This window comes from Psychroserpens ponticola (assembly GCF_023556315.2).
Taxonomy (GTDB): Bacteria; Bacteroidota; Bacteroidia; order Flavobacteriales; family Flavobacteriaceae; genus Psychroserpens; species Psychroserpens ponticola.
Genome location: NZ_CP116221.1, coordinates 3,438,755 through 3,452,361 on the forward strand (window position 1 = coordinate 3,438,755; position 13,607 = coordinate 3,452,361).

General features: G+C 32.0%; 9 protein-coding genes. 1 reads left to right on the plus strand and 8 read right to left on the minus strand.

Annotation, left to right across the window (positions count from 1 at the left end):
• Positions 1–87: 87 nt before the first annotated feature.
• The 8 genes from MUN68_RS15195 to MUN68_RS15230 form a co-directional block, all read right to left on the minus strand.
• A complete protein-coding gene (locus tag MUN68_RS15195; RefSeq protein WP_249993348.1) occupies positions 88–2,994 on the minus strand; it encodes a T9SS type A sorting domain-containing protein in 2,907 nt (968 codons plus the stop codon).
• A 144-nt stretch (positions 2,995–3,138) separates the two neighbouring features.
• Positions 3,139–3,852 (minus strand): LytR/AlgR family response regulator transcription factor, encoded by a 714-nt coding sequence (locus tag MUN68_RS15200; RefSeq protein ID WP_249993346.1) that lies wholly within the window; start codon positions 3,850–3,852, stop codon positions 3,139–3,141.
• Between the two features lies 1 nt (position 3,853).
• Positions 3,854–5,815 (minus strand): tetratricopeptide repeat-containing sensor histidine kinase, encoded by a 1,962-nt coding sequence (locus MUN68_RS15205; protein ID WP_249993345.1) that lies wholly within the window; start codon positions 5,813–5,815, stop codon positions 3,854–3,856.
• A gap of 203 nt (positions 5,816–6,018) precedes the next feature.
• Positions 6,019–6,723 (minus strand): Bax inhibitor-1/YccA family protein, encoded by a 705-nt coding sequence (locus MUN68_RS15210; protein ID WP_249993343.1) that lies wholly within the window; start codon positions 6,721–6,723, stop codon positions 6,019–6,021.
• Positions 6,724–6,932: 209 nt separating this feature from the next.
• Positions 6,933–7,628, minus strand: a complete 696-nt coding sequence (locus MUN68_RS15215; RefSeq protein WP_249993953.1) for a zinc metallopeptidase — start codon at positions 7,626–7,628, stop codon at positions 6,933–6,935.
• Positions 7,629–7,735: 107 nt separating this feature from the next.
• Positions 7,736–8,836, minus strand: coding sequence for an alanine dehydrogenase (ald, locus tag MUN68_RS15220; RefSeq protein WP_249993341.1), 1,101 nt, complete (start codon positions 8,834–8,836; stop codon positions 7,736–7,738).
• Between the two features lie 271 nt (positions 8,837–9,107).
• Positions 9,108–9,473 (minus strand): hypothetical protein, encoded by a 366-nt coding sequence (locus tag MUN68_RS15225; RefSeq protein ID WP_249993339.1) that lies wholly within the window; start codon positions 9,471–9,473, stop codon positions 9,108–9,110.
• The gene (locus tag MUN68_RS15230) at positions 9,473–12,604 is read right to left on the minus strand and encodes a leucine--tRNA ligase (protein WP_249993337.1); all 3,132 of its coding nucleotides are present in this window, start codon (positions 12,602–12,604) and stop codon (positions 9,473–9,475) included. The genes MUN68_RS15225 and MUN68_RS15230 overlap by 1 nt, the downstream gene beginning before the upstream one ends.
• Positions 12,605–12,727: 123 nt before the next feature.
• On the opposite strand from MUN68_RS15230, the gene MUN68_RS15235 reads away from it, so the two are divergent.
• Positions 12,728–13,606, plus strand: coding sequence for a cell division protein FtsX (locus tag MUN68_RS15235; protein WP_249993336.1), 879 nt, complete (start codon positions 12,728–12,730; stop codon positions 13,604–13,606).
• Position 13,607: the final 1 nt, after the last annotated feature.

Consider the following 13,607-nt stretch of genomic DNA (forward strand, 5'->3'; position numbering starts at 1 on the left):
GTAAACAAAATTACTTAATGAAAGAAACGTTTCAGTTTAAATATAACTAAAACGTTTCTTTCATTTAAAACTTCTATATATAAAATTTTACTTTTTAATTACTTTTTTAAGTATTGAACCTGTATCGTTTTTTATATTTAGAAAATACAATCCAGATTTTAATTGAGATAGATTAATATTATTATTCCCATTCACTAAGACACCTTGTTTTAATGTTTGTCCGTTAACATTTAAAATATTGTAGTGTCCATTCGTTGTAGATGAAATATTTAATTCATTGTTTACTGGATTTGGATAGACTGAAAACGTGTGCTCATTTATAGATTCTAATGATAAGGTTGCACAATCTTCACTAAAAATGGATGCCATGTCTACATTTGTCCAATTAGTAGTACTATATGCTGCATCGTCTACTTCGATACAGGATAAATTTGGGTTTCCTGTAGCATTAAAAGTTGTAATAATTGTGTTATTTCCATTTTTGATATTTAGACTTATTAAATTATTATTATTACAATCAAGGTATTCTAACAATGTATTATTTATGAGATCTAAACCTGTTAAATTATTATCATAACAAAACAAACTCACTAATGCTATATTGTTACTAATATCTAGGCTATTTATACTATTATCATGACAAAATAAAAATCTTAAGGCTGTATTGGTACTAACATCCAAACTGCTTATGCTATTATTAGTACAAGATAAAGACTCTAATGCTGTATTGTTACTAACATCTATGCTTGTTAAACTATTGCTATGACAAGCCAAAAACGTTAATGCTGTATTAGAGCTGATATCTAAACTACTTAAACTATTAAAACTACAGACTAAAAACGTTAATGCTGTATTGGAGCTAACATCTAAACTGCTTAAACTATTATTATAACAAGACAAATCTGTTAACGCAACAAAGCCTTCAATTCCTGTTAGATCTGAAATGCTATTACTATCAACATTTAAGTTTGTAACTGTATTAATATTTGCGGTTGGGACATAATCATCTAAAACACCTGTATCATACCCTAAATCGATTAAGGCTTGTTCAAAATTATCATCTGGAACGTAAGTTTCTCCATAATGGCAATCTTCACTAAAGCTAGTTTGCGCATCAATATCTGTCCAGTTGGTAGTGCTGTAGGTTGCATCGTTTACCTCAATACATGTTAAGTTTGGGTTTCCGATAGTATCAAAAGTGGTAATGATTGCATTATTTCCATTTTGGACATTTATACTTGTTAAATTATTATTGCTACATTTTAAATAATTTAATGATGTATTATTTGAGAGATCTAAGCTTATTAAATTACCTGTGAATGTAGATAAAGACTCTAATGCCACGTTATTAGATGTATCTAAATCTGTGAAATTGTTAGAATGGCAGGATAAAAGTTTTAATGATATATTATTAGAGATTTCTAAACTCGTTGAATTATTACCATAACAGTATAAAGTTTCTAATAAAGTGTTGTTAGAAAAATCCATACTTGCTAAATTATTACCATTACATTGTAAAACTATTAGTGCCACAAAATCTTCAATTCCTGTTAAGTCAGAAATACTCTTATTGCTAACATCTAAGGAAGTCAATGTATTAATATTAGCAGTTAGCACATAGTTGTCTAAAGGACCAGAATCATACCCTAAATCAATTAAGGCTTGTTCAAAATTATCATCTGGAACATAGGTGTCATTGTAATAGCAATCTTCACTAAAACTGGTTTGTGCATCAATGTTTGTCCAATTTGTAGTACTGTAAGCTGCATCTTCAACTTGAATACACGTTAAGTTTGGGTTTCCTATTGCATCAAAATCTGTAATAATTGTATTGTTTCCGTTTTTAAGATTTAAACCAATTAAGTCGTTATTATTACAATTTAAAATTTCTAAGAAAGGGTTATTTACTAAATTTAAACTGCTTAAATTATTAGATTGGCATGATAAAGTTGCTAATGCTGTATTTGTACTAATATCTATACTTGTTAGATTATTAGAGTCACAACGTAAAACTGTTAGGGCAATATTGGTACTAACATCTAAACTATTTAATCCAGTAAGATCGCAAGATAAAGTTGTTAATGCTTGATTAGCGCTAACATCTAAATTTGTTAAATTGCTATTAAAACTACAATTTAAATACGAGAGTTGAGCATTATTACTTACATCTAGACTTGTCAAAAGGTTAATACCACAAAACAAAGTCGTTAGATCTTCAAAATCTTCAATACCTGTAAGATCAGATATACCTTTATTACTAACACTTAAAGTACCAACGGTGTTTATATTAGCCGTTGGAACATAATCATCTAAAGCACCAGCATCATATCCTAAATCTATTAAAGCCTGTTCAAAATTATCATCTGGCACATAGGTTTCTCCATAATGACAGTCTTCACTAAAACTTGATTGCATATCAATATCTGTCCAATTATTAGTACTGTAAGTTGCGTTATCAACTTGAATACACGTTAAGTTTGGGTTGTTTATGGTATTAAAATTTGTAATGATATTACCAGCTCCATTTCTGATACTTAATGCAGTAAGTTGATTATTAGTAGCATAAAAATTTGATAGCAACGAATTTTGGTTCAGATTTAAAATCATAATAGCATTTATGCCACAGTTCAAAAATTGTAACTGCGTATTACTTGATACATCTAAAGACGTTAAACTGTTGGCACTGCAATCTAAATATATAAGTTGTGTATTGGCTGAGACATCTAGATTTGCAATGCTGTTGGTATAACACCTCAATTCGGTTAATGCTGCAAAATCTTCAATTCCTGTTAGATCAGAAATTCCTTTATCATCAACATTTAAAATACTAACTCCACTTATATTAATAGTTGGAACAAAATCATCTAAAGGACCAGAATCGTAGCCTAAATTTATTAAAGCTTGTTCAAAGTTATCATCTGGAACATAGGTGAGTTGCGCATTGGCATTTAAGCTTAAAAAAGCCAACAAAAGAAAAAAGTAAAACTGTCTCATGGTTATAAAATTTATAATTAATAGCAAAAGTTCTCATGGAACTTATAATCTAAATTACTACGAATGAGAAGGTTATTAAACAATAAAAAAGTGGAAGCGTGATTTCTTTAAGTGAAACGAATGATATTGTCAGTAAGTGAAAGGTTACAACAATGACAACGAATTGAGCAATTTATCCTTATTAGATTTACTCACAGGAATGGTTTTTTTATTAATGGTCAAATAACCATCATATAAGGCATCAATTTTTTTGATGTTGATGATGTAGGATCGATGAACTCTTATAAATGTTGAATCGTTAATATTAGTTTCAACATATTTTAATGTTCTACTGATTAAAATTTTTCGATCTAATGTATGCGCATAACAGTAAAAATCTGAAGCTTCAAAAAAAAGAATATCAGCTTTACTTAGTTTGATGAATTCACTTTTGTTTTTTATGAATAGAGCCTCATCATCAACTGTAGTTTCAGTTTCAATTGTTGCATCTTCATTTAATTTAAACAATGCAATTTCAATATTGTTACGCAAACTTGCGATAGTGAATGGTTTACTTATAAAACCTGCAGGTTTGGTTAATTTTACACGTTCTGTAGTTTCAGAATCTGTAAGTGATGTTAAAAACACATACGGAATATTAGACGTTTTCTGAAGTTTTTCAGCTACAGTAATGCCATCAACGGTTCCTTTCAAAGTGATATCAAGCAATACTAAATCAGGTTGTAGTTCATCAATATCATACAAAGCCTCCTTTCCGTTATTAGCCATGCCGCAAATGGTATACCCTTCTTGCTCTAGAGCTGTTTTTATTGTTCTAGCAATAATAGGTTCGTCTTCAACTATATATATAGATTTCATATTATAATATATCACTTTCGTTTAAAACTATACTCACTTTTGTACCTTTTGGATCTGTATTTTGTAACGACTCGAAACTAATTTTTCCGTTTATTTTTTCTGACAAATCTCTGACTAAGGATAAGCCAAGTGTATCTTTTTTATCGCTACCTTCTGAAATACCATTGCCATTATCAATAACTTCTAAAACAACATCGTCATTGTTTTTTTTCAATGAAATTTCGATATAGCTATTGGTTTGTTCATCTGAAAAGGCATACTTCAAACTATTAGTAACCAGTTCATTAATAATTAAACCTAATGATGTCACTACTTCAATATCCATAATTATAGGTTCGACCATTAGCTTTTTTTCGATATTCGGAAGACTATAAGATGACAAAATATCAGTCATTAAAGCTGTGATATAATCTTTACAATCTATTCCAGACGTGTGATCTTGCTTATATAATTTTTGATGCAAAACAGCCATAGAATTAATTCTGTTTTGTGTTTCTTGCAATGCTTTTGAAGCGGCTTTATCTTTTATAGTGGATGATTGTAAGAACAGTAATCCAGACACAATCTGAAAACTATTTTTAACACGATGGTGCGTTTCTTTAAGCAGCATGTTTTTTTCGCCAACAGTTTTTTCTAACAAGTTTTTTTGAGTTGCCAACAATTTACTTTTAGACCGGTTTTTTGAATATAAAAATGTTAGTAACGATGCGATAATCAAACCTATTATTGCAAAAGACAAGTACAATTTACGCTGTTTCTCATTTTTTTCTGCTTCAAGTTTTTGTAAATCTTGTTCAACTTTAAATGCATATTCCATTTCGAGTTGGGTTTGCTTTTTTATATTTTTCTCATTGAAAAGTGAGTCCTTGGCTTTGAGGTAATCTTCATGATTAATGAGTGAGGCTTCAATCAAATTTAGTTGTTTATTGGTTTTATATAAACAGTTACAAGCATTCATATACGCTTCTAAATCGCTTTGTTCTTTTGCTAATTTTTTTGAAGATTCACAATCACTTTTTGCGTTGAGATAGTCTTTTTGTTCTAAAAACAATTCTCCTCTATAATTTAATGCTAAGGCAAGTTTACCATCAAGTTGATTATCGACATAATAATCATGAGCATTATTTAGAAACTGTAATGCTTTAACATATTCACCATTTTTTGAATAAGCAAGACCAATTTTTAAATCGGAATTAGCAATTAATCTGGGATGTGCTTTTCCTTCAATTTTTAATTCTTTTCCTCGCTCTGATGCACTTATAGCTTCATTAATATGTCCTGAATTTAAAAATGACTCGCCTTTATTAGAAATAATTACACCAGCATTTACAATAGCGTTAAGCTTTAAAGCAGCTTCATAGGCATTATCGTAATAAATGAAAGCCTTTTCATAATCTTCCATTTGATTATAAAAATTTGCTAAAGAATTATTTAACACTAAATTCTGACCTTTAAATTGATATTTTTCAGCTTCAGTAAAAGTCAAAGTATCTATCTTATCCATTAAGTTTTTTGATTCTAGCATTGTAGAAATTGCTAAAACAACATTTCCTTTTTTTCGATAAATAGTGCCTTTTGAATTTAGAATTTTGGCTTGCAAAAAATGGAAATCTCCATCTTTTAAATAATCATTAGCCTTTTCATTATATATTAATGCGGAATCTAATTCAGAATTGAAGTAATAATAGTTTCCAAGTGAATAATACGATTGCGCTAAAAATTCTTTTTGATTTAAATCGGTTGAAATTTCTAAAGCTTTATCAAGTAACTTTTTGGTGTCAGTAACATATCTATATTTTCCAGCAAATCCAGTTAAATTACTAATTCGTTCTTGATTCGTTTGTAGTTTATCTAAATTCTGAATTATGGAATCTGCCGCTTTATTTAGTTTATTTGTTTCTTGTTGTGAAAACAAAAACAAAGAAAAACTAAGCGTAAAAATTAGCGATATCTTATACTTCAAAATGACTTAAATGGTTAGTGGTTATTAAAATTAATGATTTTAAATTACTGCGTCATATAAAATTACACAAATAACAACGATGGACATTATCAAAAAAAGGAAGCACCTCTTATTTCTAAGTAAAGTAATGGTTTTTTAAAGTGGAGTTATATATAAATAAAAAAGCACCCAAATTGGATGCTTTCATATATAATTGATTCTGTTTAATCTCTAGACATAAAAATACTTAGTATGTACCAAAATAGCAACATTAATGATGCAAATAAGCCTAAGGCAGCAGGTATATAATCTTCGGTAGTATATTTATTTATCAAATTAGAGGTTTGATATAAGATAGATCCACCAGCTAATAAACACATGGCAACAGAAAACCATAAGCCGAGATTAAATCCGAAAAGCGTTCCTGCAATAATTAAACCTATAGCAATAAAAAAACCTATTGTTAATCCTGTTTTCAAAAACGAAAAATCTTTCTTCGTTAGAAACACAACTGCCGACAATCCTGTAAATAACGCTAAAGTCACAATAGCAGCCTGATTTAAAATCTCAGGACCAGATTCCATATAGAATGCAGCAATATAAATAAGTGGTACAAAAATAAAAGCTTCGGCTAAAATGTAAAGTCCGTAAGCTAAATACTGAGTGCCTTTATTTGGTGAATTTAATGCCATTCGTTCAGCGTAATTGGTAGCAAACATAAATCCACCAAGCATGATTAACCAACGATACCCTTCAGTCATTGATAATGCAAAATCAACTATGGTTTCACTTTGCAATAACAAATATTCAAAGAGGATAAAAACGAGTACACCTCCAGCGACATGGCTATACGTTTTTTTATAAAATGCGACACGATCTACTTCAGATAGTTCATTGAGTAAGACACGTTCTTGAATTTGATGTTCCATAACTATATTGTTTCATTAGAAAATGAATGTAAGAAAAAAGTCGGAGAATTAATGTATTCGACCTTAATAATTGGTTAAATATACTGTGTGAGTTACTTTCGGAAATACTCATTTTAAAAAAATGTCATCGTAATATTGCAATATTACGATGACATTGAAAAACAAAAAACCAAATAATGTTTTTTACATTATTTGGTTTTTATATAATATTAATCTCGACCTCCAAACACTTGAAGTGCCCAATACAATAATGAAGCAAGTGCTCCAATTGCGGCAACTAAATAGGTTCTTGCTGCCCATTTCAAGGCATCTTCAGAACCTTTATATTCTTCTGGTGTAACCATGTTTTTTGCTTTCAACCAAGCAAGTGCTCTATTGCTTGCATCATATTCGACTGGCAAGGTTATAAAACTGAATAAGGTTGCAAATCCCATAAATACTAAACCAGCAACAGCGACCCAATAACCCATTCCAACACCAGCAGCAGCTCCAAGAACTAAACCACCAATAACTAACCATTGAGACATTCCAGAAGTGACACTAACAATTGGTACTAAAGCTGAACGCATTCCTAATGCACTGTAAGCAGTTGCATGTTGAACGGCATGACCAACCTCGTGAGCTGCTACAGCTGCTGCAGCTGCATTTTTTTGATTATATACAGCTTCACTTAAGTTTACTGTTTTGTTTTTCGGATTGTAATGATCTGTTAATTGACCTGACACTGAAATCACTTCAACATCACCTATACCATTATCTGCCAGCATTTTTTCAGCAATTTCTCTTCCACTCATGCCATTTCTTAATTGCACTTTAGAATATTTGGTAAACTTTCGTTTTAATTGATTGCTCACTAACCAACTAACTAAAGCTATAGCTCCAATTAGTATATAGTATCCCATCATTCCACTCATAATATTAGTATTAAAATTTATAATTTAAAGATAACAAAAAGTGAGCCAATTTTAGTGTAGGAAATTATGTCAGTACATTTTATGACATGCTTTTTTGATTACATCGCATCAATATTCCAATTGAATGCTTCTGCAATTTCTTCATATACAATTTTACCTTTAACAATATTTAAGCCTTTTGCTAGAGTTTCATCTTGTTCACATGCTTTTTGCCATCCCAAGTTTGCAAGTCGCAATACATAAGGCAAAGTTACATTTGTAAGCGCTAAAGTTGAAGTATATGGAACTGCTCCAGGCATATTCGCCACACAATAATGAACGACATCATCAATAATATAAGTTGGATCTTCGTGAGTCGTCGCCTTGGTCGTTTCTATACAACCACCTTGATCTACAGCAACATCAACAACCACAGTTCCAGGTCGCATCTCTTTTAACATATCACGTGTAATAAGCTTTGGCGCTTTTGCTCCTTTTATCAATACACCTCCAATAATTAAATCATGATCTTTAATACGTTTTCTAATATTATACTCACTAGAAAACTCAGTAACAACGTGGTTTGGCATCACATCATTGACATATCTCAATTGTTTCATATTGATATCCATTATGGTCACATGTGCTCCTAAACCTGCTGCCATTTTAGCGGCTTGAATTCCAACAATTCCAGCACCTAAAACCAAAACTCTTCCAGGCGGAACACCAGGAACACCTCCAAGCAAAACGCCTCGTCCTTTGATTGGTTTTTCTAAATATTTAGCACCTTGTTGAATTGCCATACGTCCAGCAACTTCAGACATTGGTGTTAATAAAGGTAATGAACCATCTTTATCTTCTACAGTTTCATAAGCAATACAAACCGATTTGTTTTTAAGCATTTCCTTTGTCAAAATTTCACTTGATGCAAAATGAAAGTAGGTGAAAACGACATGTTTTGAAGTAATTAAAGGATATTCTTCTTCAATAGGTTCTTTTACTTTGACGATCATGTCGCTAGATGCATATACCTCCTGAATGGTCTCTAGAATTATTGCACCAACATCTTTATAATCTTGATCTAAAAAACCACTTCCAAAGCCTGCATTTTTTTGCACAAATACTTTGTGATTATTTTTAGTTAATTCGAAAACTCCAGCAGGAGTCATTCCAACTCTGTTTTCATTATTTTTAATTTCTTTAGGAACTCCGATGATCATAGGTTGATTTGTTTAATGGTTACCGAAAGAAAAATACGATGAAAATTTAAAGTGAACTTGTTGAATTTTCAGTTCTTGATAATTTTTATGAAATCCTCAAATTAAGGACTTTAAAATGCGAAGTTTTTAATTTTTGAAGAACTGTTCTCGATACGATTCTCCTGCGTCGAATCACTCGAACTGACGTTAATCTAATAATCAACTCACGTCTATTCGAGTGAATTGTGAAGCATGAACAATTTGTATCGAGAAGCTACTATAATTTAAATTATCATTCTGTTGCCAAAGAAACCTTATACACCCTATTGTTTTTAAATGCGACAAGCAGTTGCTCTCGATTTGACTCAAAAAAACTTGGTGCTTGTCCTAGTCTATAAAGGAAAATATATTTCTCTTCTGAAAAGCTTGAATTTGGTTCTCCTAAAAGAAAAAGGACCTCATCTTTAGTTTTATCTAGTAACATCTGTGATTCAATTATATGATCTACCATTTGATGACGTTTTGAAGGCTGAGTACTCCAAACATTTTTATCAAAACGTTCTTCAAATAAATAGATTAAGGACGTGCTTAATACAAAAGCTACAAAGAAGAACAAGCCTATCTTATCATTTCTCTTTAGCTTTTTTAGTTGTACCATTATCCTACAATATTGACAATTTTACCTGGAACAACAATTACTTTTTTAGGAGTACGACCATCTAATTGTGCTATGGTTTTTTCGTGAGCCATAACCGTTTTTTCAATATCGTCTTTACTCATGTCTAATGGTAATTCTAATGTGAAACGCATTTTGCCATTAAATGATATTGGGTAATTTTTGCTACTCTCTACCAAATGACTTGCATCAAATACTGGAAAAGCTGCTGTTGAAATCGATTCGTTGTTACCAAGTTTACTCCATAACTCTTCTGCTATATGTGGCGCGTAAGGAGATAATACTACTAATAAAGGTTCTAAAACTTCTTTACTGTTACACTTTTGAGCAGTTAACTCATTGACTGCAATCATAAATGTTGACACAGAAGTATTGAATGAAAAATTCTCAATATCGTCTTCTACTTTTTTAATGGTTTTATGAAGTGTCTTTAAGTTGTCTTTTGTAGGTTCTGTATCGTTGACATTTAAACCGTTGTCACCAACATAGAGTTTCCAAAGTTTTTTAAGGAAGCCATGCACTCCTGTAATACCAGCAGTATTCCAAGGTTTTGCTTGCTCTAATGGACCCAAAAACATTTCGTAAAGACGTAAGCTGTCGGCTCCATATTGTTTGCAAATGTTATCTGGATTGACAACGTTGTATTTGGACTTGGACATTTTTTCGACTTCACGACCTACTTTGTAAACGCCATCTTCTAAAATGAATTCGGCATCTTTAAAATCTTCTCCAAATTCTCCATCATTTTTTAATCCTTCAATATCTAACTCATCTGAAGCATTAACGTATTGAACCTTTACGTGTAATTTATCTATATTAGAAACATGAATACTAATGCTTGAAAGTGAACTATCATTTTTTTTAAATAATTCAATTTTATCTAAAACCTCTTTAGTTATATACTTATTAGAATAGTTTTCTTTAAAAAATTCATCTAACTCAATAAGTGATTTTCCTTTAAAAATATTATCCGAAACATATATTGATGGTAAAATACTCTTAATTTCATCAATATAATTTTCTTGTTTTTCGTTTTCTCCCTTTTCATAATGTCCTAAAGCACTTACGTTATACTTTACTCTATAAACAAAAGCACTAGTCCCCAAAATCATCCCTTGGTTAATCAACTTTTTAAAAGGTTCTTCAACATTCACAAACCCTCTGTCTTTCATAAACTTCACCCAAAAACGTGAGTATAATAAATGACCTGTGGCATGTTCGCTTCCACCAATGTATAAATCAACATTTTCCCAATAGTTAAGAGCCTCTTCACTTGCAAAAGCTTCGCCTCTATTGGCTGCGTCTTCCATATATCTGAAGAAATACCAAGAACTTCCTGCCCAACCTGGCATGGTGTTGAGTTCTAGTGGGTAAATTCCGTTGTCTTGAGACGTCTCGACTGCGCTCGACGAGACAGTGTGACAAAGATCATTACTGACTATTGTATTTGTATTCGTATCCCAAGCCCAAACATCTGCACGACCTAAAGGTGGTTCGCCTGTTTCGGTTGGTAAGTATTTTTCAACTTCTGGTAAGACGATAGGCAAATGCTGTTTATCAATCATTTGTGGTTTTCCATTGACATAATACACTGGAAACGGTTCGCCCCAATACCGTTGTCTAGAAAATACTGCATCACGCAATCTGTAGTTGGTTTTACCTTCGCCTTGACCCAATTGTTCTAATTCGTAAATGGCACGTTTGGTCGCTTTTTTGTAGTTCATTCCGTTTAAGAAATCACTATTCGCAATTTTCACATTGTCTTTCGCAGCAAAGGCTTCTTCAGAAATATCTACACCTTCAAAAATATTAGGAATATCAATATTAAAATGTTTCGCAAAATCGTAATCGCGTTGATCACCACAAGGCACAGACATGACTGCTCCTGTTCCGTAGCCAGCTAACACGTAATCACCAATCCAAATTGGAATGGGTTCTTTTGTAAAAGGATGCTCAGCATAAGCTCCAGTAAAAGCACCTGAAATAGTTTTTACATCAGCCATACGATCGCGTTCACTACGTTTTGCAGTGGCTTCAATATAGGCTTCAACCTCAGATTTTTGTTCATCTGTCACAATTTGTGACACGAGTTCGTGTTCTGGAGCTAAGGTCATGAATGAGACTCCGTAAATGGTATCTGGTCTTGTGGTAAAGACTTCGATTTGATGAGACGTCTCGTCTGCGCTCGACGTGACAGATGGAATAACATTGAATGTTACACTAGCTCCAACCGATTTACCAATCCAGTTACGCTGACTTTCCTTCAATGAGTCTGTCCAATCAATCGTATCTAAACCTTGAAGCAAACGTTCAGCATATGCTGAAATCCGCATACTCCATTGGGTCATTTTCTTTCGCATTACTGGATGTCCTCCACGTTCTGACACACCATTAACAATTTCGTCATTTGCTAAAACCGTTCCTAAAGCTGGACACCAGTTCACTTCAGTTTCAGCTAAATACGTTAATCTATATTTTAATAAAATCTCTTGTTGTTCTTCAGAAGAAAAAGCATTCCATTCTTCCGCAGTAAATTCATTTATATCATCATCGCAAACGACATTAACCGTTGTATTTCCTTCCGCAGAAAACTTTGAAATTAACGTATCAATGTGTTCAGCATGATTACGATCGTTGTTATACCAAGATTCAAATAATTGAATGAAAATCCATTGCGTCCATTTGTAGTATTCAGGATTAGAAGTCCTAACCTCACGAGACCAATCGAATGAAAATCCGATACGATCTAACTGTTTTCTATAGCCTTCGATCACATTTCCAGCTTTATCAACGCCGCCTTCTATATTAACTCTTGTAGTATCTGCAGGATGCTGACCCGTTTGAATTGCATATTGTTCAGCAGGCAAACCAAAACTATCATAACCTTGAGGATGCAAGACGTTAAAACCTTTATGACGTTTGTATCTCGAATAAATATCACTTGCTATATAACCTAATGGATGACCAACATGTAAACCTGCTCCACTCGGATAAGGAAACATATCTAACACATAATATTTAGGTTTATCGCTTTTATTTTCAGCTTTAAACGTTTGATTATCTTCCCAATACTTTTGCCATTTGGCTTCTATCTCGTTAAAATGATAACTCATTATTTTTCCTCAAATTTAGACCGCAAATTTAAAGGTATTACAACACAATTGAAAGTTTAAGCGTTGTAAACATTATACAAAGCGATTTCTTTTATATTTTTACATCATCAATGCCATAATTATATGAGTTCATCTTTTGACAGATATCAAAAACGAAAATTAATTACGTCTTACTTTTCAGTAGTCGTTAGTATAGCACTTGTCCTATTTTTATTAGGATGTTTAGGCTTATTGGTATTGAATGCAAAAAAAGTAGCTGATCATTTTAGAGAACAAGTTGTGGTAACAATTTATTTGAATGATTCTGCTAAGCAAGTTGAAGTTGACCAATTAGAGAATACTTTAGCAATGGCTGAATATTCAAAATCGACAGAATATGTCTCAAAAGAGCAAGCTGCCGAACTTATGAAGGCAGAAACTGGCGAAGACTTTATGGACTTTGTAGGTTATAATCCGTTGCAAAACTCAATTGATGTGTATCTGAAAGCAGATTATGTTACCAATGAAACACTTGATGGCATTACTGAAGAATTAGCGAATAAAAAGTTTATTGAAGACATCACTTACGATAATGACCTTGTAGAACTCATGAATAACAACGTTAAGAAAATTACGTTTTGGGTGTTATTACTAAGTGCTATATTTACCTTAATTGCGGTTTTATTGATTAATAGTTCGATTCGATTAGCAGTGTATTCTAAACGATTTATTATTAAAACCATGCAAATGGTTGGTGCTACTAAAACCTTTATTAGACGACCATTTGTTTTTAAAAGTGTACAATTGGGTGTGATTGGAGCCATTGTTGCTTTAATAGGAATGGGAATTGTTTTGTATTATTTAGATCTTATGTTTCCTGAATTGGAACTCATACAGAATCCTATATTAGTCGGAAGTTTATTTGTTGGTATCTTTTTATTGGGTGTATTAATTACTTGGATAAGCACGTTTATTGCGACACAACGTTTCTTGAATTTGAAAACAGATCAATTGTACTATTAAT

Excerpts from the sequence above, each read along its gene's own strand:
- MUN68_RS15195 (WP_249993348.1), bottom strand. The coding sequence starts at position 2,994 with ATGAGACAGTTTTACTTTTTTCTTTTGTTGGCTTTTTTAAGCTTAAAT.
- MUN68_RS15200 (WP_249993346.1), bottom strand. The coding sequence starts at position 3,852 with ATGAAATCTATATATATAGTTGAAGACGAACCTATTATTGCTAGAACA.
- MUN68_RS15210 (WP_249993343.1), bottom strand. The coding sequence starts at position 6,723 with ATGGAACATCAAATTCAAGAACGTGTCTTACTCAATGAACTATCTGAA.
- MUN68_RS15215 (WP_249993953.1), bottom strand. The coding sequence starts at position 7,628 with ATGATGGGATACTATATACTAATTGGAGCTATAGCTTTAGTTAGTTGG.
- ald (WP_249993341.1), bottom strand. The coding sequence starts at position 8,836 with ATGATCATCGGAGTTCCTAAAGAAATTAAAAATAATGAAAACAGAGTT.
- MUN68_RS15225 (WP_249993339.1), bottom strand. The coding sequence starts at position 9,473 with ATGGTACAACTAAAAAAGCTAAAGAGAAATGATAAGATAGGCTTGTTC.
- MUN68_RS15230 (WP_249993337.1), bottom strand. The coding sequence starts at position 12,604 with ATGAGTTATCATTTTAACGAGATAGAAGCCAAATGGCAAAAGTATTGG.
- MUN68_RS15235 (WP_249993336.1), top strand. The coding sequence starts at position 12,728 with ATGAGTTCATCTTTTGACAGATATCAAAAACGAAAATTAATTACGTCT.